Origin of the sequence: Kaistia adipata DSM 17808 (assembly GCF_000423225.1) — a bacterium.
Lineage (GTDB): Bacteria > Pseudomonadota > Alphaproteobacteria > Rhizobiales > Kaistiaceae > Kaistia > Kaistia adipata.
This window is the reverse complement of sequence record NZ_AUHO01000007.1, coordinates 802340-822959: the sequence shown is the minus strand read 5'-3', so window position 1 is coordinate 822959 and position 20620 is coordinate 802340. Positions and strand designations below refer to the sequence as shown.

The following is a 20620-nucleotide window of genomic DNA, read 5'->3' as shown; positions in this document are numbered from 1 at the left end:
CCCGAAACACTTGCACCGCCGCAACGGCTCGGCTCAGACTGGGCGACCTTCATTTCAGGAAGCCGACATGACCGAACCGAGCTACGCGTTCCCGCCGCCCCCGCCAACTACGCTCGGAATTCGCGATTCGGCGGCGCGCTTCCCGGTCCACCGCGTCTATTGCGTCGGTCGCAACTACGCCGCCCATGCCCGCGAGATGGGACACGATCCAGACCGCGAACCGCCCTTCTTCTTCCTGAAGAACCCCGACGATCTCGTCGAGGCCGGCACGCCCGTCCCCTACCCGCCGCAGACAGCCGACCTCCATCATGAGGTCGAGCTGGTGGTGGCGCTCGGTTCGGGCGGCAGCGACATCGCCGCCGAGGACGCGCTCGGCCATGTCTATGGCTACGCCGTCGGCCTCGACCTTACCCGCCGCGACGTGCAGGCCGAGGCGAAGAAGGCGGCGCGGCCCTGGGCAACGGCCAAGGCGTTCGCCGCCTCCGCCCCCATTAGCGCGATCGTGCCGGTCGCCGCGATCGGCCATCCGGCGACGGGACGGCTGACCGCCACCGTCAACGGCGCGCCGCGCCAGGACGGCGACATCGCCGACATGATCTGGTCGGTGCCCGAGATCATCGCGCATCTGTCGCGCTGGTTCGTGCTGGCGCCGGGTGATCTCATCTTCACCGGCACGCCGGCCGGTGTCGGGGGCCTCACGCGGGGCGACATCGTCACCGCGACGATCGAGGGCATCGGCACGCTCGACGTGGCGATCACCTGAGCGGCAATAGAGCGCAAGGGTTTGGAAAGGCAGCGCCTTCATGATAGGCCGCTGTGATAGCGGACCAAACGGCCGCGACGCGAGCGCCGCGACCGGGAGGATGACATGGCGATCGAACCAGCGCGGCACGGGCCGATCGCCTTCATCGCCAGCGCGACGCCGGATGCGCTCGAGGCGCAGCAGCGCCTGACCGCGCTCTATGGCGGCGTCGATCCGGAAAGCGCCGACGTCATCGTGGCGCTCGGCGGCGACGGCTTCATGCTGCAGACGCTGCACCGCTTCATGAATTCCGGCAAGCCGATCTACGGCATGAACCGTGGCTCGGTCGGCTTTCTGATGAACGAGTTCCACGTCGACGAGCTGCGACAGCGGCTCGATGCGGCCGTGCCCTCGACACTGCATCCGCTGCGCATGGACGCGCTCGACGCCGCCGGCAACGAGCATCGCGCCTATGCCATCAACGAGGTGTCGCTGTTCCGACAGTCCTACCAGACGGCGAAGCTGCGCATCTCGATCGACGACCAGGTGCGGCTGGCCGAGCTGATCGGCGACGGCGTGCTGGTCTCGACCCCCGCCGGCTCCACGGCCTACAACCTCTCCGCCCACGGACCGATCCTGCCGATCCACGCGCCGCTGCTGGCGCTGACGCCGATCAGCGCGTTCCGGCCCCGCCACTGGCGCGGCGCGCTGATCCCGGACCGCGTCACCGTCTCGGTCGAGGTGCTGGAGCCGGAAAAGAGGCCCGTCAACGCGGTCGCCGACCATACGGAGATCAAGTCCGTCCTGAAGATCGCCATCAAGCAGGACCGACGCGCCAAGAGCCTGATCCTGTTCGATCCGGACCACAGCTGGGACGAGCGGATCCTGGCCGAGCAGTTCCGCTACTGACGCCAGAACGAAAGAGGCGCCCGGACCAGCCGGACGCCTCGCGATCAACCAGAGAGACGGATCGGCTCAGCCGGCCGGCGTCCACTCGCTGACGATGTCGGCGAGTGCCGGGCGCGGCCGTTCGAACGGCTCGGTGTTCGGCGTCCCGATGTAAACGAGGCCGACCAGACGCTCCGATTCGGCGAGACCGAGCACGCGCCGGGCCTCGGCGTCATAGGTCACCCATTCCGTGAGCCACTGGGTAGCGAAACCCATCGCGTTGGCGGCGACGATCAGATTCATCGCCACGGCGCCGGCCGACATCAGCTGTTCCCATTCCGGGATCTTCACATGCGGCGCGGCGCGGCTGACGACGGCGACGACGAGCGGCGAACGCAGGAAGCGGTTCTTCTCGTGGGCAAGCGACTTCTCGTCGATGTCGGGCCGGTTCTTCAGGAGCACGGCGGCCGTCGCTTCGCCGGCGGCGGCGCGGACGTCGCCGCGGAACAGGATGAAGCGCCACGGCGCCAGCTTGCCGTGGTCCGGCACCCGGCTGGCGATCGTCAGGAGGTCGGTGAGCTGCTCCGGACTCGGGCCGGGCTCGACGAGGTTCATCGACGGGAACGAGCGTCGTGTCTTCAGAAGCTTGATGGTTTCGGTCATGGGGGCCGCTGGCTTGATGGGGGACATGGCGGACGGCTTGCGGGAGCCACAAGGCCCGGCTGGCTGGGCCAGACATCGGACGAATCGACCGCCATTGCAAGCCCGCGACCGGCCGCCCGCCCCTCCCGCACCGACGCCGCGCGCCGCCGGATAACGGCTTTTCCCCGCAGGATGGCGCCATGCCCGGACCCGAGCGCGGCCCCGGGCTCCAAAAGTCTTGAAATCGCCACGCTGATCCGGCTGATAAGGCCACCCGGTCAGATTCATCCGAATCCGGTCGGGATCGCCGGCCGATGGCAGCGTATCAAGCACGACCGGAACTGGGGTCAGGAATTGCACGGGCACGCATCACGACGTTTGCTGCATTTCATCAGGCCGGCCGCCTCCCTGGCGCTGCTGGGATGGGCGACGGTGCTCACGCCGGCCCAGGCCCAGGACGGACCGGTTCCGCCCGCCGATATTCCCGACGGCGCCGCCCCGGCCGAGCCGCTGTCGCTCGCCCCGCTCCTGCCCGACCAGACCGATCCGGCCGCGCTCTTGAAATCCGACAAGTCGGACCCGGCGCCCCGCGCGACCGAGGGAAGGCCGCAGCCGGGGCTGACACTGGAAGCCAAGCTCATCGCTGACGGTCCGTCGATCCCGAAGGGCGTGGTCTGGCGCGTCTTCGGCAAGCAGCCCGGCGCGGACGGCAAGCTGCCGCTGGTGCGGGAATCATCGGGCGGCACGGTCAGCCTGCCGCTGAAGGCGGGCGACTATATCGTGCATGCCGCCTATGGCCGCGCCGGCGCGATGAAGGAGATCAGCGTCGGCGGCGGCGAGGAACACGACACGCTCGTCCTCAACGCCGGCGGACTGAAGCTCGACGCGCTGGTCGGCAAGGACCAGGCCCCTCTCCCGAACCTCGTGAAGTTCGACATCTTCACCGACGAGCCCGGCAATGGCGAGGAGCGCAGCGCCATCGTCCCGGGACTGCGCGACGACGAGATCGTGCGCCTCAACGCCGGTACCTACCATATCGTCAGCCGCTATGGCGACGCCAACGCCATCGCGCGGGCGGATGTCCGCGTCGAGGCCGGCAAGCTGACCGAGATGCGCATGTTCCACCAGGCCGCGCGCATCACGCTGAAGCTCGTCTCCGAAAGCGGTGGCGAGGCGCTGGCCAACACGTCCTGGACCGTGATGACTCCCGCCGGCGAAACCGTCTTCGACAGCGCCGGCGCATTTCCCGACGTGGTGCTCGCCATCGGCGACTACACGGCCATCGCGAAGCACGACAACCAGATCCATGAGCGCAACTTCAAGGTCGAGCCCGGCCTGAACCGCGAAATCGAGGTGCTGTCGAAGTAGCCGCCGCCGCGGGGACCGCTGACCCTCCCCGGGAAAACGCGCCCCGAGCCCAGGCCCGCCGGCTTCGCGACACCGCACGGATCGCGTGCCCCGCCGGGTTCCCGCACCATGAGCGGACGGCCGCGTTCACCTTCCACAGCCACCGTTCTACTTCTTCATGATTAACACTTCGCACCAAGGCCCAACGAGAGGCTGACGAGCTCCCCCAGCCGGCGCGGTCTCCGAGTCACGCACCAAGTATCTGTCGCCGCTGCGATTCGGTCTTCCGGCGACTTCCGCAGCGGAAGCTAAGCCGCGCTAGCGTACTCTCACAACTGCGTTATTTCCCGTTACATTGAAACGATTTCGGAGGGCCACGCCTTTCATCGCATCAATGGGTAGACATGCGCAGAAAAGACACAGATGAGGTCAAACGAAAGGAGGGCCCCGATCCAACGAAAATTGGAAACAACTTTCGAACCATCTCGCGCCCCTCGGTTGCGGGATGCCCGTCGCTACGCCGCAGCGACAAGACGGCACCTTGATCAAGACCAGAACGACACCCGCAACAATATCGAACAAACCCATCCCCGTAAGTAGATCCTCACGCTCAATCTCGGAAATACATCCCGATAGCGCGCTTATGCCGCCGCTTCAATACACCAATAAGATGAAGTAATCTGACATTTCCAAGAGGGAGGTCTAGGCAGGGGACTCCCCCTCATTGATCCATGTTATTTTTATTTCGGCGTAGGGGTTTAAATCATGTTTTGGCGAAGGGATGGAGTCGCCCACTCACCTGGGCAGACATCGCGATTCATTGCCTTGGCGGCAGTGCTATTGATTGTTTCCCCGTCCCTCGCAAATGCCGAGGGAGACGGTGGCGGAGCGACCAGCAGCGAGAGCTCCAGTCCCTCCAGCAACTCGGGCGGCAACACCGGCAGCTCGAGCGAGAGTACGAGCAGCGGCGGCGCGCAATCCTCCCAGTCGGAGGGCGGCCAGGCCACCAGCGCCGGTGCCGGAACCAGCGCCACGGCCGGTGTCTCGAACGAAGACGGGACGATGAAGGCCTGGTCGTCCGCGACCGGCGCAGCCGGGGCGACTGCGACCACCCCCACCGACGACACCTCAGCGAATGCCGGCACGACGGTGACCGCCGTGGCGATCGCCGGCGAAACGCCGAAAGCCTACACTTCGGCTGGAAGTGAGACCAGCGCCTATGCCGAAGGCGGCAAGAACAACAAGACCAGCGCGACCGGCGGCACCGTCGTCAACCAGAAGCTGCGCGGCGGCGGTTCGATCTCCATGGCCTATACGGACTCGGGCACCTATTCCGTCGCGATCTCCAGCCGCAAGAGCGCCACGGCGATGTCGAGCACGTTCGCCGCGGGCAGCGCCTTCACGGCCAAGGACGTCCGCTCGGCCGCCGAGGCCGCCGCGACGGCCTTCGCCCAGGCGACCCAGAAGAACGCCTCGGCCTGGGCGCGCGCGACCGCATACGCCAAGGGCCAGACCCCGACCGGCACGTCCAGCGCCTCGAGCAGCTCCTTCGCAAGCGCCAACTGGGGCAAAAAGGGCGTGATGACGGGCCTGCGCGCGGTGCGCATCAGCGGCGTGAATGGCGTCGCCGACTGCGCGTGGAGCCAGAAGCAGAAGACGCTCTTCTGCAAACCCTTCCGCGCGGCGCGATAGTCTCGCCACCGAAGCCAGGAGCACGTCATGCGCACGCATCGAAGCATTCTGGTCGCGGCTCTCTTGTTCGGCTGCACCACCCTTCTGGCCTCGGCAGGCATAGCCTCGGCCAGCAACACCGGCCCCGGGAACGAGCCCTGGGCGCTCGACAGGGAGATTTCGGCCGCGACGAGCGGCACCACCTCCCAGCAGAACAGCGCTTCCGCCTGGGCCGAAAGCAACGGCGACCACGGCATCAGCGTCACTACCACCCGATCGGGCGACAGCACGAGTTGCATGGTGGTCGAGTGGAAGAAGGAGAACGGCGTCGTCCGGAAGTGGCAGTACCGCTGCGATACCGGCAAGCCCTAGGGACACAATGCGCAAACCATCGCGGTCCCTCGCCTTTTCGAGGAAACGGATTTTCAGGGGAGTCTTTTTCATCATGCATCGCTCTTCCATCACCAGATCCACGCTCATCGTCTCGGTCGCACTGCTTGCCGTCTATTCCTTCGGCGGCGCCGCCTTCGCGGCAGGCTCGGCCTCCAGCAGCAGCGGCAGCAACTCGAGCGCCTCTTCATCGGGTCCCAGCGGCTCGGCGAGCGCCTCCAACACATCGAGCGGCAATTCCAACGGCTCAGGTGGCGGCGGCGGAGCCAGCGCCGGAGCCAACGGCACCTCGACCAGCAACGCGAATGCATCCACATCCGGAACCGGCACGGCCCAGGGCCTGGCCTATGGCGGCTCGACTTCGACCGGCAAGGGTTGGGACATCAACGCCCATGCCACACACACAGCCAAGGTCGGCACGATCGCCGGCGCCTATGCCAGCGGTCCCGACGGCGGCCCGGGACCAGGTCCAGGTCCAGGCCCGGGCCCAGATCCGAACCCGCCCGGATTCTTCGCCAGGCTGTTTGGTGCTGGCGGCTCGTCGTCGGACATAAACTGCGCCAACTACAAGCCGAAGACTTGGAGCCAGCAGCGCGAGTGGAAATATCACTGCGAATACCGCAATTAGTCGCAGCGATATAACGCCCATATGATCACGATATCAAATATAGATCACAGTAATATTATCAGACTTCATTTTGAATTACCTAATATTTTCATAAAATAGAACATGCGCTTTCGACAACGGGGCGCACACAAGACTAACCGAAGCGTCAATAAAGGGAGTATATTATGACCAAATATCGCAATATTCTCGTCGGCGTGGCGACTTCTGCGATCTTCGCACTCACCGCGTCGGCCGCGATGGCCGCCTCGGCGACAAGCTCCGCCACCCAGACGGCGGGCGGCACGTCCTCCACCTCCTCATCGGCCAATGGTGGCGGCGGCGGCGGCCTCGGCGGTGGTGGCGGCGGCGGCACGGGCTCGAGCACCAGCTCCTCCGACAGCTACTCGACCACGACGACCTCCGCCACCAGCACTAGCTGGGGTTCGGTCGGCGCGGCGGGCGCCCTCGGCGGCTCGATCGGCGGCGCCGGCAGCACCTATCACGCGGGTGGCGGCGGCGGCGGTGGCGGCCTGTTCGGCGGCGGCCATGGCGGTGGCGGCACCTCCGGCGGTTCGGAGCAGGGCAGCGCGGCCGGCACCGGCGGCTTCAGCTTCTCGTGGGGCCCGTAGCAGGCACTCCGTCGCCTGCGGGAATGTAGTCAGTACTGCAGGCGAGACGCGGCCGAGGGAAACCCCGGCCGCAGTCTTTTTTGTCAGGCCAGAAGCTTCTGGCGCGCCAGATCCGGCGGCGTGGCTTCTGCGACGAGATTCACCATCGCCTGGTCCAGCGTCGACGAGACCTGGTCGCGCGAGCCAAGACGGCGGATGTTGACCGTCCGCTCCTCGGCCTCGCGCTTGCCGCAGACCAGGATCACCGGCACCTTGGCGACCGAATGCTCGCGGACCTTGTAGTTGATCTTCTCGTTGCGAAGATCGATCTCGGCCCGAAGCCCCGCATTGCGAAGCTTCTGCAGCACTTCCTCGGCATACTCGTCCGCCTCGGAAGTAATCGTCGTGACGACGACCTGCTGCGGCGCGAACCACAGCGGGAAGTGACCGGCGAAGTTCTCGATCAGGATGCCGAGGAAACGCTCCATCGAGCCGCAGATGGCGCGATGGATCATCACCGGCGTCTTCTTCTCGCCGTCTGAATCGACGTAGAAGGCCCCGAAGCGCTCCGGCAGGTTGAAGTCGACCTGCGTCGTACCGCACTGCCATTCACGGCCGATGGCATCCCGCAGGGTGTATTCGAACTTCGGACCGTAGAACGCGCCCTCGCCCTCGAGGATGCCGGTCTTGATCTTGCCGCCCGACTGCTCCTCGATCGTCTTCAGCACCCGCATCATCACCTCTTCGGCGTGATCCCAGACGGCGTCGGAACCGACGCGCTTCTCGGGGCGGGTCGAGAGCTTGACGACGATCTCGTCGAAGCCGAAATCGGCATAGGTCGACAGGATCAGGTCGTTGATCTTCAGGCACTCTTCGGCCATCTGCTCTTCGGTGCAGAAGATGTGCGCGTCGTCCTGCGTGAAACCGCGAACGCGCATCAACCCGTGCAACGCGCCCGAGGGCTCGTAGCGGTGGACATTGCCGAATTCGGCAAGCCGCAGCGGCAGATCGCGATAGGACTTCAGGCCGTGCTTGAAGATCTGCACATGGCCGGGGCAGTTCATCGGCTTGATCGCGAAGACGCGCTCGTCCTCGGTATCGTCGCCGGCCGACTGCGCCGCGAACATGTTCTCCTTGTACCAGCCCCAGTGGCCCGAGGTCTCCCAGAGCGACTTGTCGAGCAGCTGCGGAGCGTTAACCTCCTGGTAACCAAGCGGACGCAGGCGCCGCCGCATATAGGCGATCAGCTCCTGGAACATCGACCAGCCCTTGGCGTGCCAGAAGACGACGCCCGGACCTTCTTCCTGGAAATGGAACAGGTCCATCTCGCGGCCGAGCTTGCGGTGGTCGCGCTTCTCCGCCTCCTCCAGCATGTGGAGATAGGCGTCGAGCTGGACCTGGTCATGCCAGGCCGTGCCATAGATGCGGGTCAGCATCGGATTGTTGCTGTCGCCGCGCCAATAGGCGCCCGCCACCTTCATCAGCTTGAAGGCCGAGCCGATCTGGCCCGTCGAGGCCAGGTGCGGACCGCGGCAGAGATCGAACCAGTCGCCCTGGAAATAGATCTTCAGGTCCTGGCCGGCCGGGATCGCGTCGACCAGCTCGACCTTGAAGGCCTCGCCCTTGTCGGCGAATACCTGCTTGGCCTTGTCGCGCGACCAGATCTCCTTGGTGAAGTGAGCGTTCCGCGAAATGATCTCGCGCATCTTCTGCTCGATCTTCGGCAGATCCTCGGTCGTGAAGGGCTCGTTGCGGGCGAAGTCGTAGTAGAAGCCGTTCTCGATCACCGGGCCGATGGTAACCTGGGTGCCGGGATAGAGCTCCTGCACGGCCTCGGCCATCACATGCGCGGCGTCATGACGGATCAGCTCGAGCGCGCGCGGGTCGTCGCGCGTCACGATCTCGAGCTGGGCGTCCTGGGTGATCGGATCGGAAAGGTCGGTCACCACGCCGTCGAGCGTCATGGCGACGGACTTCTTGGCGAGCGACTTGGAAATGCCCTCGGCGATCGCCTTGCCGGTCACGCCGGCTTCGAACTGGCGAACGGAACCATCGGGAAATGTCAGATTGATCATGTGTCTCTCCTGCTCACTCCCGCAGACGAACGCGGGTAAGCGGTTAGGCTGAAGGAAAAGCGAGGTCCGGCCCTCGCTCACCGGTCGATACTGCCGGTGCGAGACGGCTATACGATGGCGGCGCGGCAGGCAAGCTTCCGGGCGCCCGAAACGGCGGCGCGGGCGAAGGCCGAAACGCCCCGCCCGCCCCTGCTCCATCCCGACCGGCGCCGCGCTCAGCCGCCGGCGAGGCGGCCGAATTCCTTCGTCATCGCATCGCGCGCGATCATGCCGCCATAGGTCTTCGAGCGCTGGTTGCCGAGGTTGAAGCGGGCGAAGGCGACGCGGCGGCCGTCCTTGTCGCCCCAGCCGACGAACCAGCCGATCGGCCGGCTGCGATCCGTCGCTCCCTTGGCGGTGCGGAGAAAGCCGCTGCCGGTCTTGCCGGTCAGCGTCCAGCCGCCTTCGGCCGGATAGCGGGCGAGGCTCGCCTCGGTCGCGGCATAGGCATGGTCGGAGACGGCGAGCTCGCGGCCGAGGAAGCGGCGCACGAAGGCGACCTGTTCGTCCGGCGAGATCGCCAGCGACGACATCAGCCAGGATTGCGTCAGCCCGTCATCCTTGCCGGGATTGCCCGAGACGTCCTCATTGCCATAGCCGAAGCGCTCGACATAGGCGCGGAAGCGGGCATCGCCCAGCTTGCGGGTGAGCTCCTGCGAGTACCAGACGATCGAATCCCGGAGCCAGATCGTCGGATCCGACGGCTTCTTCTGCTGCTCCATCGTGACCTGGAATTCCGGCCGATAGTCCCAGAGCGGATGCGTGGGATCCTGCAACACGCCGGAATCGAAGCCCATTACGGCGAGCGGGAACTTGAAGGTCGAACAGGGCGAGAAGCGCCGCTCGGCCGGACCGTCGCGGCGGATGGCCTTGCCGGTCGCGACATCGACCATCACCGTGCACACGAATTTCTCTGATGCCATCGCTGACGTCGCGAGCCCCGGCCCGCCGACCAGCGCCGCGCCCGCCGAGAACATGAGACCTTTTGAAAACTGCCGTCTGTCGAGCATCCAAGCCATCTCCGTTGATCGTTTCCGGCTCCTTCCTAGGGCGGGTGCACGAGGCGGACAAACGATGATAACTGTGGCAAGCCATGAGGAAAACTAGGATCACGAACCCCGAGGCCCTGCTATGGTCCGCCCGCATCTGCCGCTGAACGCGCTGCGCGCCTTCGAGGCCTCGGCCCGCCATCTGAGCTTTACCCGCGCGGCGATCGAGCTCTCGGTGACGCAGGCCGCCGTCAGCCATCAGGTCAAGGCGCTGGAGGAACGGCTCGGCTCGCCGCTGTTCCGTCGCCTGCCACGCGGCCTGTCGCTGACCGACGAGGGACAGGCCCTGCTGCCGACGCTCCGCGAGGCGTTCGACCGGATCGCCGGCGTGCTCGAGCAATTCGAGGGCGGCCATGTCCGCGAGGTGCTGAATGTCGGCGCGGTCGGCACCTTCGCCGTCGGCTGGCTGATCGAGCGACTGCCCGAGTTCCAGCGCGCCAACCCCTTTGTCGATCTGCGTCTGTCGACCAACAACAACCGGGTCGACATCGCCGCCGAGGGCCTCGATTTCGCGATCCGCTTCGGTGACGGCGCCTGGCACGGCACCGAGGCCGGGCGCCTGTTCGCCGCGCCGCTTTCCGTCCTTTGCGTTCCCGAGATCGCCGCGCGGCTCGCCGGGCCGCAGGATCTCCATGCCGAGACGCTACTGCGCTCCTATCGCGCCGACGAGTGGCCGAGCTGGTTCGAGGCCGCCGGCGTCGCGCCGCCGCCCGTGAAGGGGCCGGTCTTCGATTCCTCGCGCACCATGGTGGAGGCGGCGCTGCTCGGCATCGGCGTGGCGCTGGCGCCGCCGCTGATGTTCCGCCGCCAGCTCGGCGACGGCGCGATCGTCCAGCCCTTCGAAACGACGGTGACGAATGGCAGCTACTGGCTGACCAGCCTCAAATCGTCGACTCCGACGCCGGCGACACGCGCCTTCCGCGCCTGGATCCTCGACGCCGCCCGCCCCTACGCGGACGAGGCCGCCCCGCGATCCCGCTAGAGCGTTTTCGAGCGAAGTGGATGCCGGTTCGCGTGAAGGAAACGCGATCAGGCAAAGAGCTAGAGCCCGTCAGCGTTTCCATGAAGCGCTGACGGGCTCTAGACGTCCAGCCGTGTTGCCGGATCGATATGCTTCCCCGTCCACTGGCCGTAGCGCCAGGGCCGGTACCAGCTGGCGCCCGGCGCCGGCGTTTCGGGCACGGGATCGTAGCCGGACGCACCGAAGGGGCCACAGCGCTGGAAACGCGCGAGCGTCATCCAGCCGCCGGCCCAGAGGCCATGGCGGCGGATCGCCTCCTCGCCATAGCTGGAGCAGGTCGGCAGATAGCGGCAATTCTGGCCGATGAAGGGCGAGAGCATCAGCTTGTAGAGCCGGATCAGCCCGATGCCGAGCCGGCCCGGCAGGGCCGCGAGGCCCGACCGGGCGGTTGCCGCCGGGCCGACGCGCTCGCAGCGAACGGCCGCGCTATGACGGACAGTGCAGGTACAGATAGCGTCCGGCCTCCTGGCCCGCGGCCCGCGCGGTCGCGTGGTCGCTGTTGATCTTCTTTGCCTCGGCGAGCGCGATGGTCGCGGCCGTGACGACCTTGGTCAGCGCGCCCCGATCGGAGCAGACGGGGTGCAGGTCCGGCGTCGTCGCCCTGACCCGCTCGACGATCGCCTGCGCGTCCGACGACAACGCCAGCGCCGGGCCGCAGCCGAGCGCGACGCCGACAAGCAGGCCGGCGACGACCGGCATGGTGCGGTGATGACTGAACAACGGCATGGGCTTCGCCTTTCCGCTCAGAGCCGGCCGAACCGGCGGATCATCATCCCGCGGCGAGCGCCTCTTCCCGCTTCGCCTCGATCTGGCCGATGGCGTCCACCACGGCATCGAAGGTGAGCATGGTCGAGGCATGGCGGGCCTTGTAGTGCCGAACCGGCTCGAGGAAGCGGAGATCGGCGAAACGCCCCTCGGGGGGCGGGCCGTTCTCCTTCAACATGCGCAGCATGGCGGCGCGCAGTTCGCGCAGCTCGCCCGCATCGGCCCCCACGACATGGCGCGCCAGAATCGAGCTGGAAGCCTGGCCGAGCGCGCAGGCGCGCACCTCATGCGCGAAATCCGTCACGACGTCGCCGTCCATGGCGAGATGCACGGTCACGGTCGAGCCACAGAGCTTGGAATGCGCGGTCGCGCTCGCGTCCGGATGGTCGAGCCGGCCGAGGCGGGGAATATTGCCGGCGAATTCGAGGATCCGCGCGTTGTAGATGTCGTCGATCATTGCGACCTCCTGCCGCCAATATAGAAACTCGCCAGCGGACCGACCAGATAGTAGGAGTGCGACACACGCTGCGGCGCCCCCGACGCCGCCGCGCGGCATGGCATGTCGCGCGCATACCTGCATGGAGTAGACGATGGACGCCAAGAGCCCCGAGACCAAGGGCCAGCCCGAGCACGCCCCCCGCCGGCCGAGCCGCGAGGAGGCCGAGGCCGCCGTCCGCACGCTGATCGCCTGGGCCGGCGACGACCCGACGCGCGAAGGCCTGATCGACACGCCGAAGCGGGTGACGAAGGCCTTTGGCGAATTCTACCGCGGCTATCACGAGGACGCGGCCGAGACGCTCGACCGCGTCTTCGACGAAGCCGGCGGCTATGACGACATCGTGCTGGTGCGCGACATCCCGTTCTTCTCGCATTGCGAGCACCACATGGTGCCGTTCATCGGCAAGGCGCACATCGCCTATTATCCGAAGGGCGGCGTGGTCGGCCTGTCGAAGCTCGCCCGCGTCGTCGACATCTTCGCCCGCCGCCTGCAGATGCAGGAGCGCCTGACGAACCAGATCGCCCAGGCGGTCGACAAGGGCCTCGCCCCGCGTGGCGTCGCCGTGATGCTCGAGGCCGAGCATCATTGCGTCTCGATGCGCGGCACCCGCAAGTCCGGCGTCTCGACCGTCACGACGAGCTTCACCGGCGTCTTCCACAAGGACGCCGCCGAGCGCGCCCGCTTCCTGCAGTTGGTGCAGGGGCGCTGACGCCCCCCTGCCCCCTTTCCCCGCCGCCGCGCCGGCGCTAAGGCGAAGGCGACATCCGGAGATTGCCATGACGACGACCGAGACAACGACGAACACCAGCCCCGCCATGCCCCGCTTCGCCGCGCCGGGTTCGCATGCCGAGGTCGAGGAAGGCGCGATTCTGATGCCGCGCTTCGGCGCCGACGGCCTGATCGCGGCCGTCGTCACCGATTTCGAGACGAGCGAGGTGGTGATGCTCGCCTGGATGAATGCCGAGGCGCTGGCGAAGACGATCGAGACCGGCGAGGGCTGGTACTGGAGCCGCTCGCGCAAGGAGCTCTGGCACAAGGGCGCGACCAGCGGCCATGCGCAGACGGTCCGCGAGATGCGGGTCGATTGCGACCAGGACGCCGTGCTGATCAAGGTGACGACGGCCGGCACGGGTGCGAACTGCCACACCGGCCGCAAGGGCTGCTTCTACCGCACCGTGCCGGTCGGGCATAAGGTCAGCCCGACGCTGGCGCTCGACTTCACCGGCGACGCGCCGCTGTTCGATCCAAAGGCCGTCTATGGCGGCTAGAGCCTCCGCCGCTTCCCTGGAAACGGCGAAAGCTCCGGCTCGGTGTCGAGGCGCGTTTTCTTGACGCGAACCGGTGTCCACTTCGCTCGAAAACGCTTCTGACGCCGCTCAGGCCATCGCGATATAGGCCCGCATCTCGTCGGCCTCGCGCTCGACCTGCTCGATCCGCGCCTTCACCACGTCGCCGATCGAGACGATTCCGGCGAGCCGGCCGTCCTCGACGACGGGCAGATGGCGGAAACGGCCCTCGGTCATGCGCGCCATCACCTCGTTGATCGTGTCGTGGTCTCGGCAGGTGACGACCTTCGCCGTCATGATGCTCGCGACCACGCCGTCAAGCGCGCCGGGCCCGCGTGCCAGGGCCCGCACCACGTCGCGCTCCGAGACGATGCCGAGGATCCGGCCACCGTCATCGGCGACGACGACGGCGCCAATCCGGTACTCGGCCAGCATGTGTATCACGTCGGCGATTGAGCGATCGACGGCGACGGTGACAACCTCCCGGCCCTTCCTGGACAAAATGGCAGCTACGGTCATGGACGTCGGCTCCCTGTTCAAGCGGGGCGGCCGCAGATCGTCCTTGGAGCGGTCCGGCCCCTGGCATGGGCGCGCGCCACGGCGGCATCGCTGACATGCCAACCTTCCGAAGGTCGGCCGAGGCGAGGTTCCGCAGCGGCCTTCCATCCGCTCCGATGATGGGACGGCGGGCCGCGCTTTGCAAGGAAAGCCGCGATGGCGGCGCGCGCTTTCGCGGACGGCCCGCGACGGGCGCTAGCGGCGCGCCCGGCCGACCGGATCGAACCAGGGAAACGCCAGCAGGCCGAAGACGAAGCCGCCGAGATGCGCCTCCCACGCGATCGAGCTCGTCGTCACGCCGGGCGGCGTGAAGATCAGCCCGAAGACCAGGTTGAAGACGAACCAGACGCCGAGGAAGGCGACGATGCGGCGGTCGCGCGCCATCTCCACCACGCTGAGCGCCGGGCGGAAATCGGCGTCGGGCCGCGTGATGCCGCCGCCGAGCCGGCCGCCGGCGGAGAAGGCGAAGCGGGCCGAGGCCGCCATCTGGGCCGAGATCGCCGCCGAGGCGCCGATCAGGGGCGCCGCGCCGGAGGGATAGAGGGCGAGATGCGCGGCGGCGCCGGCTGCCGCGCCAAGCAGCGAGAAGGACAGGAAGCGCCACGTCCCGAAGCGGCGCGCCAGCGGCGTGCCGAAGGCGGCGAGCCAGAGGCCGTTCACCGCATAATGCATCCAGTCGCCATGCAGGAAGGCGTAGCTGAAGAAGGTCCAGACATCGCCGGCCGCGCCGCCCGGCCAGTAGAAGCCCGGTATCTCCGGACCGGTCAGCCGGATCGGGATGAAGGCGAAGGTGGCGATCAGCCAGCTCGCCTGCTCCTCGGAGAGCACGTAGATCCGCACGGCATGCACGGCGGCGAGCACCACCAGCGAGGCGATGATCACGGCAGGCAGGTTGAAGACCGGCTCGCGCGCCGCGCGTTCGCTTCTGGGGCTCATGGCACCGGCATAATCGGACCGCGCGGAGGGCGCAAGCGGAGCGACGCCGCAGCCGCACGCGGAAGCCCTGCCAGGCGGGCGGAAACCGGAAAGAAAAGGGGATCCGGAAGATCAGGGTGGCGACGTCATGCCGGGCGCAAAACGAGGGCCCAGAAACGAGTCGGCCGTCCGGCGCGCTGCTCGAAGCGGGCGCGCACGGACGGCCTTTCGTCACGCCCCGTCTAGCCCCCCGGCATAAGACGCCCCGTGAACAGAACCTAACGTTACACGCTTCAAAATTGAGATCAATCTCAAATTGCCGTCAATCTGTGCGTAACCGTAACCCAAGGCAGTCGCCCCGCCGGGCCGGGCGACATGCTATGAGCGCCTTAATTTCGCGGTCGCAGCGACCCCGCTCCCTCCCGGAACCGGACCATCCCGAAGACCTCATGGACAGCCAGCTCGATCCGTCAATCGCGGCGCTCTACGCCTACTGGACCCGCCAGCGCGGCAGCGCGCCGGCGCCGTTGCGCAGCGCCATCGCACCGGCGGACATCGTGCCGCTGCTCGGCGACGTCTTCATCCTCGACGCCGCGCAGCGCGCCGCCATGCCGTTCCGGCTCGCCGGCACGCGCCTCTGCGCCAGTTTCGGCCGCGAACTGCGCGACGAGGATTTTCTCGCGCTCTGGGCGCGGGCCGACATCGCCCGCGCCGCCGAGGCGCTGCTGGCCGTGACCGCCGAGGCGGCCGCCATCGCGCTCCGGGTCGCCGCCATCAACGGCCGCGGCCAGGCGGTCGGCGCCGAAATGATCCTGCTGCCGATGAGCCAGGACGGCCGCGCGATCGACCGCGTCCTCGGCCTGCTCGCGCCGGCCGGGCATCCCACCTGGCTCGGCCTGCACCCGATACGGCAGCTCGACATCGTCGCGACCGGGCGGTTGCCATCCGGCACGCTGCCGGCCCCGGCGTCGCGCGCGGCCTCGGCCGACCGCCCGGCCCCGGCCGCCTCTCCCCGCGCCAGCGAGCGCGCGGCGGTGATACCCGAACCCCGCCCCCGCCTCGTCGTCCTCGAGGGCGGCCGGCGCTGATCTCAGCACCGGCGATCCCGCCCGATCGCGGGACGCCGAGCGGATTGGGGCGCCCGCAAGGGGCCACCCGGTCGCGCCCCGGGTCGATTATTCACAATTTATTCACCATGCTGTGGCGGCCGCACCACAGCCGGCCCGCAACGCCAGCGATTCCGCCAGTTTCATCAAACGACCCAGGCGACATTGTCCACGCCCAGGAAACAGTTAACCAAGATCTAATGGTTAATCGTTCATTAATCGAAAGCTTAAACTGCAGATCAAATTCGATGAGATTTCGATTAGAAACATGGGACTTGGCTTAGAACGGAGTAAAAGTCTAAATGGCATAGTCTTCCCCGGACAAGAGGACGGGTTGCATGTCGTTTGTACGAGTATCGAGTATCGTTGCCGGGCTTGCTCTGGTTCTCAGCCTGATGACCGGCGCCGCCGCGCAGGACCACCCCGCCTTCATGCGGGTCATGGGCAAGACCAGCCAGCCGGTCGGCCATCACGAGCTGTGCTCGCGCATGCCGGCCGAATGCAACGAAACGACGCGCAACAACGACGCGGTCCAGCTCACCGTCCAGCGCTGGAACCAGCTGATCGCCGTCAACGACAACGTCAATACGGCGATCGAGCCGGTTACCGACGAAGAATTCTATGGTCGTCAGGAATACTGGACCTATCCGGAAGACGGTAAAGGCGACTGCGAAGACTTCGTTCTACTGAAGCGACGCGAGTTGATCGATGGCGGCTGGCCCGCCGGCGCGCTGCTGATCACGGTCGTGCGCCAGACCAACGGCGAAGGCCACGCGGTGCTGACCGTGCGCACCGATCGCGGCGACCTGGTGCTCGACAATCTGGAGCCCAAGATCAAGCTCTGGGGCGAGACCGACTACCAGTTCATCAAGCGCCAGTCCGAGCGCAACAGCGGCCGCTGGGTCATGATCGAGGACGACCGCGCGACGCTGGTCGGCAGCATCCGCCGCTGAACAGCGCGTCAGGCCCTACCCCGGCCTGATCCCTCGCCGCGGCCCGCTCTTTCCAGGCGCCGCGTATCGCCCGGCCGCTTCCCGTCCGTGCTCCGGACGCCGTCCGCCACACTCGGCCACCCGGCGCCGCCGAACGCCACTTTCCCTAACGTCACTTCGCGACTATTCTGGCGCCTCCGCATTTCCGATCCAGCCTATTTCACAGGGGGTAATCGGTTGATGTCGAACGCTCGCTCCAGATGGAACGCTGGCGCGATTCTGGCGCTTTGCCTGATCGCGGCCGCCGCAATGCTCGCCCAGCCAGGGCAGGCCCAGGCCCTCACCACCTTCCCGCCACATGGCGCCGCCGGCGATGCCGACGTCACCGACAATTGCCCGGCCGGCGAATATCTCGTCGGGGCCAGCATCCGCTCCGGCGCGTGGCTGGACCAGATGGCGCTGACCTGCGCGCCGGTGAACGCCAGCACGGGCGCGACCGGCCTCGCCAAGGACGTCCTGCCGCCGCGCGGCGGCATGGGCGGCAGCGCGTCGAGCGGAAAATGCCTGCCGGGCTTCATCATCCGCGGCGTCGGCCTGATCATGACGCCGGGCGACCGCCAGGTCCGACTGATGATCTTCGAGTGCGACTCGACGACGAGCGCCGACCGGCACAATCTCGATCTCGGCAGCAACGTGCCGTTCTTCCCGAACATCTTCCAGATGTGCCCGAGCGGCGAGGCCGTCACCGGCATCCGCATCCGCTATGGCCGCCACGTCAACGCCATCGGCCTGGTCTGCGACACCTTCAAGCAGATCGAGGTCAAGCCGCCGCCGGAGGTCGTGGTCGACTGCGGGGAAGCCGGCGACGAGGTGCCGGCGGAATGGCGGGAGATGCTCGACGCGCACAATGAACGGCGGGCGGAGCATTGCGCTCCCAAGCTGAAATGGTGCGAGACGCTCGCCAAGTCGGCCCAAGTCTATGCCAGCCAGTGCGTCGTGAACAAGCACGATCCCGCCATTCCCGCCGGCACCGGCGAGAACCTGGCCAATGCCTGGTGGGTGCAGGACGGCCAGCCCGTCCTGCCGGCCCTGTCCGATCGCGACGCGTTCGAACAGTCCTGGTATTGCGAGATCGCCAACTACAATTTCGACAATCCCGTCTTCGTCGGCGGCTTCACCCAGAACTGCCAGCGCGTCAACGGCCACTTCACCCAGGTGGTCTGGAAGGACACTGGCTTCCTCGGCTGCGGTCGCGCCAATTGCGACATCGACGGCCACCAGGGCACGCAATGGGTCTGCCGCTACCGACCGGGCGGCAACGTCAACACCGACAACCCGTTCGTGCTCGCCCAGCAGGTGCGCCGGCCGCTGCAACCCGGCCAGGAGTGCCGCTGAACGGTTTCCGCGCCAGCAAAAAGCCCGCCGGTCCGGCGGGCTTTTCTCTCGTTCGCGAAGGGAAGGCTATTCGAGCCCGGCCGCGTAGCGCCGCCAGTTGGCGACATAGTGGTCGGCGCCGGCGCGGAGCTGCGCGAAGGCGGCCTCGTCCAGCGCGCGGATGACCTTGGCCGGCATGCCGACCGCCAGCGAACCATCGGGAATGACCTTGCCCTCGGGCACGAGGGCACCGGCGCCGATGACGCAGTTCGAACCGATCCTGGCGCCGTTCATGACAATCGCGCCCATGCCGATCAGCGTGTTGTCGCCGATGGTGCAGCCATGCAGGATCGCCCGATGACCGATGGTGCAGCCCGAACCGATGGTGAGCGGAAAGCCCATGTCGGTGTGGAGCACGGAATGCTCCTGCACGTTCGAGCGCGGCCCGATGGAGATGCGCTCGTTGTCGCCGCGCAATACCGCGCCGAACCAGATACCGGCTTCGTCGCCGAGCGTCACCCTGCCGATCAGGCGGGCGTCGGGTGCGACGAAATAGCGGCCCTCTGGCGGGAGCTCGGGAGAAATACCGTCAAGGGCATGGATGGGCATGGCACGGTCCGCGCGGCTTGAGGAATGGGCCCGGGCGGGAAACCTGGGCTCCAGGGAGAGCCGCTTGCGTGGCGCGGCACGATCGCGCGCGCCGCAAGGCGCGCGGCGCGGACGTGCGGAGCAGGAGGAAACCCTCCCGCGTCGGCTCAGGCCTCTTCGAGGTCGATGTCGAGGATCGCCATGGTGAAGTTGTAAGACAGCTCACCCTCCTCGTCGTCGCGGAACAGCACGCCGACGAACTCGTCACCGAAATAGACCTCGGCGGAATCGTCCTTGCGGGGGCGCGGACGAACGCTGATGCCCTTCACGTTGAAACGGCGCTGGAAGAAGCTCTCGAGCTTCTGGACCTCTTTGCGATCCAATTTGATCTCCTGCTCATGCGGGGAAAGAAGGGGCATTGGCGCGGCGCATCAGGCGTCACGACCCGTCGCGGCACACCCCGGCGGCGCCGCCACAACCCATGAAAACAATGGCACTATTATGCCTGATCCGGCAGGATCTGGTCCATCATGCGCGCGGGCTCGGCACAGGGCGCCTTGCCGACGACCCGGGCCGGCACGCCGGCGACGGTGGTGTTCGGCGGCACGGAATGCAGCACGACCGAGCCGGCCGCGACGCGCGAGCAATGGCCGATCTCGATATTGCCGAGGATCTTGGCGCCGGCGCCGATCAACACGCCATGGCGGACCTTGGGATGCCGGTCGCCCGTCTCCTTGCCGGTGCCGCCGAGCGTCACGCCCTGCAGGATCGAGACGTCGTCCTCGATCACGGCAGTCTCGCCGACGACGAGGCCGGTGGCGTGGTCGAGGAAGATGCCCTTGCCCATCGGCACCGCCGGATTGATGTCGACCTGGAAGATCGTCGAGGAGCGGCTCTGCAGGTAATAGGCGAAGTCCTTGCGGCCCTCGCTCCACAGCCAGTGGGCCAGGCGATGCGTCTCGATCGCGTGGAAGCCCTTGAAATAGAGCACCGGCTCGATGATGCGGTTGCAGGCGGGATCGCGGTCGTAGACGGCCTGGATGTCGACGCGCACGGCGCTGGCGATCGCCGGATCGGCGGCGAAGGCCTCGGCGAAGGCCTGGCGGATGAATTCGGCGGAGAGGTCGCGATGGTGCAGGCGCTCGGCGATCCGGTGCGCGACCGCGTCCTCGAGCCGCTCGTGATTGAGGACGGTCGCATAGACGAAGCTCGCCAGCGCCGGCTCCGCGCGCATGATCTCCTCGGCCTGGTTCCGCATGTCGGACCAGAGCGGATCAAAGCTGGCGAGCGCCTCGCCGATCATGCGGGAATTCACGGCCGACATTGATGTCTCCTTCGCTGCCATCCATCATCGCAGCCATTTCGTGGGCCCACCCTAACATGGGGTGACGATGTCGAAAAACCGACATCCCCGGGGCCCGGATGCGTCCGATCGCCTCCTGGCGAAGGCGGTCCACGGAGGCCCGAAGACATATCGGCCAGACGCGAAATTGCAACGGAATTCCGAGGGATCGCCCG

The 20620-nt window shown here is 67.0% G+C and carries 24 protein-coding genes; 13 read left to right on the top strand and 11 right to left on the bottom strand.

The window, feature by feature from the left end; genetic code table 11:
- The first annotated feature begins 67 nt into the window (after nucleotides 1-67).
- Nucleotides 68-763, top strand: a complete 696-nt coding sequence (locus G539_RS0108805) for a fumarylacetoacetate hydrolase family protein (RefSeq protein ID WP_029074871.1) — start codon at nucleotides 68-70, stop codon at nucleotides 761-763.
- Nucleotides 764-868: 105 nt separating this feature from the next.
- Nucleotides 869-1651, top strand: coding sequence for an NAD kinase (locus G539_RS0108800; protein ID WP_029074870.1), 783 nt, complete (start codon nucleotides 869-871; stop codon nucleotides 1649-1651).
- Nucleotides 1652-1717: 66 nt separating this feature from the next.
- Here G539_RS0108800 and G539_RS0108795 read toward each other — a convergent pair whose 3' ends face one another.
- Nucleotides 1718-2293, bottom strand: coding sequence for a nitroreductase family protein (locus G539_RS0108795; protein WP_029074869.1), 576 nt, complete (start codon nucleotides 2291-2293; stop codon nucleotides 1718-1720).
- 411 nt (nucleotides 2294-2704) lie between these two features.
- On the opposite strand from G539_RS0108795, the gene G539_RS0108790 reads away from it, so the two are divergent.
- The 5 genes from G539_RS0108790 (at nucleotide 2705) to G539_RS27015 (ending at nucleotide 6916) form a co-directional block, all read left to right on the top strand.
- On the top strand, nucleotides 2705-3640 hold the full coding sequence (locus G539_RS0108790; RefSeq protein ID WP_156911905.1) for a hypothetical protein: 936 nt from the start codon (nucleotides 2705-2707) through the stop codon (nucleotides 3638-3640).
- Nucleotides 3641-4444: 804 nt separating this feature from the next.
- Nucleotides 4445-5311 (top strand): hypothetical protein, encoded by an 867-nt coding sequence (locus G539_RS0108780; RefSeq protein WP_169516624.1) that lies wholly within the window; start codon nucleotides 4445-4447, stop codon nucleotides 5309-5311.
- Between the two features lie 27 nt (nucleotides 5312-5338).
- Nucleotides 5339-5662: a hypothetical protein gene (locus G539_RS0108775; RefSeq protein WP_156911904.1), complete on the top strand. Its 324-nt coding sequence runs from the start codon at nucleotides 5339-5341 to the stop codon at nucleotides 5660-5662.
- A 73-nt stretch (nucleotides 5663-5735) separates the two neighbouring features.
- Nucleotides 5736-6308, top strand: a complete 573-nt coding sequence (locus tag G539_RS27020; protein WP_169516623.1) for a hypothetical protein — start codon at nucleotides 5736-5738, stop codon at nucleotides 6306-6308.
- 164 nt (nucleotides 6309-6472) lie between these two features.
- The gene (locus G539_RS27015) at nucleotides 6473-6916 is read left to right on the top strand and encodes a hypothetical protein (protein WP_029074864.1); all 444 of its coding nucleotides are present in this window, start codon (nucleotides 6473-6475) and stop codon (nucleotides 6914-6916) included.
- An 83-nt stretch (nucleotides 6917-6999) separates the two neighbouring features.
- On the opposite strand, the gene thrS is transcribed toward G539_RS27015, so the two are convergent.
- A complete protein-coding gene (gene thrS, locus G539_RS0108760) occupies nucleotides 7000-8970 on the bottom strand; it encodes a threonine--tRNA ligase (RefSeq protein WP_029074863.1) in 1971 nt (656 codons plus the stop codon).
- 215 nt (nucleotides 8971-9185) lie between these two features.
- Nucleotides 9186-10019: a class D beta-lactamase gene (gene blaOXA / locus G539_RS0108755; protein WP_342665057.1), complete on the bottom strand. Its 834-nt coding sequence runs from the start codon at nucleotides 10017-10019 to the stop codon at nucleotides 9186-9188.
- A 121-nt stretch (nucleotides 10020-10140) separates the two neighbouring features.
- Here blaOXA and G539_RS0108750 point away from each other — a divergent pair, with 121 nt between their 5' ends.
- Nucleotides 10141-11040 (top strand): LysR family transcriptional regulator, encoded by a 900-nt coding sequence (locus G539_RS0108750; protein ID WP_029074861.1) that lies wholly within the window; start codon nucleotides 10141-10143, stop codon nucleotides 11038-11040.
- Nucleotides 11041-11138: 98 nt separating this feature from the next.
- Here the strand turns inward: G539_RS0108750 and yidD are convergent, their stop codons facing one another.
- The 3 genes from yidD to G539_RS0108735 are packed head-to-tail and all read right to left on the bottom strand — an operon-like array spanning nucleotide 11139 to nucleotide 12301.
- Nucleotides 11139-11531 (bottom strand): membrane protein insertion efficiency factor YidD, encoded by a 393-nt coding sequence (gene yidD / locus G539_RS24190; protein ID WP_084639889.1) that lies wholly within the window; start codon nucleotides 11529-11531, stop codon nucleotides 11139-11141.
- On the bottom strand, nucleotides 11506-11805 hold the full coding sequence (locus tag G539_RS0108740; RefSeq protein ID WP_156911901.1) for a hypothetical protein: 300 nt from the start codon (nucleotides 11803-11805) through the stop codon (nucleotides 11506-11508). The genes yidD and G539_RS0108740 overlap by 26 nt, the downstream gene beginning before the upstream one ends.
- 43 nt (nucleotides 11806-11848) lie before the next feature.
- Nucleotides 11849-12301, bottom strand: coding sequence for an iron-sulfur cluster assembly scaffold protein (locus G539_RS0108735; RefSeq protein WP_029074859.1), 453 nt, complete (start codon nucleotides 12299-12301; stop codon nucleotides 11849-11851).
- A gap of 133 nt (nucleotides 12302-12434) precedes the next feature.
- Between G539_RS0108735 and folE the strand changes: the two genes are divergently transcribed.
- Both folE and hisI read left to right on the top strand, forming a co-directional pair.
- Nucleotides 12435-13052 carry a GTP cyclohydrolase I FolE gene (gene folE / locus G539_RS0108730; protein ID WP_029074858.1) on the top strand — a complete coding sequence of 206 codons (618 nt, stop codon included), beginning with the start codon at nucleotides 12435-12437 and terminating at the stop codon, nucleotides 13050-13052.
- Nucleotides 13053-13119: 67 nt separating this feature from the next.
- Complete coding sequence (gene hisI, locus G539_RS0108725; protein WP_425402345.1) at nucleotides 13120-13611, top strand: phosphoribosyl-AMP cyclohydrolase; 492 nt, start codon at nucleotides 13120-13122, stop codon at nucleotides 13609-13611.
- A 108-nt stretch (nucleotides 13612-13719) separates the two neighbouring features.
- On the opposite strand, the gene G539_RS0108720 is transcribed toward hisI, so the two are convergent.
- Together G539_RS0108720 and G539_RS0108715 are read right to left on the bottom strand one after the other, a co-directional pair.
- On the bottom strand, nucleotides 13720-14148 hold the full coding sequence (locus tag G539_RS0108720) for a CBS domain-containing protein (RefSeq protein ID WP_029074856.1): 429 nt from the start codon (nucleotides 14146-14148) through the stop codon (nucleotides 13720-13722).
- Nucleotides 14149-14382: 234 nt separating this feature from the next.
- Nucleotides 14383-15123, bottom strand: coding sequence for a rhomboid family intramembrane serine protease (locus G539_RS0108715; RefSeq protein WP_029074855.1), 741 nt, complete (start codon nucleotides 15121-15123; stop codon nucleotides 14383-14385).
- A 428-nt stretch (nucleotides 15124-15551) separates the two neighbouring features.
- Here G539_RS0108715 and G539_RS24185 point away from each other — a divergent pair, with 428 nt between their 5' ends.
- From G539_RS24185 to G539_RS0108700, 3 genes are all read left to right on the top strand, one after another.
- Complete coding sequence (locus G539_RS24185; RefSeq protein ID WP_051231220.1) at nucleotides 15552-16190, top strand: PAS domain-containing protein; 639 nt, start codon at nucleotides 15552-15554, stop codon at nucleotides 16188-16190.
- 356 nt (nucleotides 16191-16546) lie between these two features.
- Complete coding sequence (locus G539_RS0108705; protein ID WP_035830589.1) at nucleotides 16547-17161, top strand: transglutaminase-like cysteine peptidase; 615 nt, start codon at nucleotides 16547-16549, stop codon at nucleotides 17159-17161.
- 288 nt (nucleotides 17162-17449) lie between these two features.
- Nucleotides 17450-18535, top strand: a complete 1086-nt coding sequence (locus G539_RS0108700; RefSeq protein WP_169516622.1) for a CAP family protein — start codon at nucleotides 17450-17452, stop codon at nucleotides 18533-18535.
- Nucleotides 18536-18601: 66 nt separating this feature from the next.
- On the opposite strand, the gene G539_RS0108695 is transcribed toward G539_RS0108700, so the two are convergent.
- The 3 genes from G539_RS0108695 to cysE form a co-directional block, all read right to left on the bottom strand.
- Nucleotides 18602-19123: a gamma carbonic anhydrase family protein gene (locus G539_RS0108695; protein WP_029074852.1), complete on the bottom strand. Its 522-nt coding sequence runs from the start codon at nucleotides 19121-19123 to the stop codon at nucleotides 18602-18604.
- A 146-nt stretch (nucleotides 19124-19269) separates the two neighbouring features.
- Nucleotides 19270-19485, bottom strand: a complete 216-nt coding sequence (locus G539_RS0108690) for a DUF3126 family protein (RefSeq protein ID WP_029074851.1) — start codon at nucleotides 19483-19485, stop codon at nucleotides 19270-19272.
- Nucleotides 19486-19601: 116 nt separating this feature from the next.
- Complete coding sequence (gene cysE, locus G539_RS0108685; RefSeq protein WP_210162796.1) at nucleotides 19602-20426, bottom strand: serine O-acetyltransferase; 825 nt, start codon at nucleotides 20424-20426, stop codon at nucleotides 19602-19604.
- Nucleotides 20427-20620: the final 194 nt, after the last annotated feature.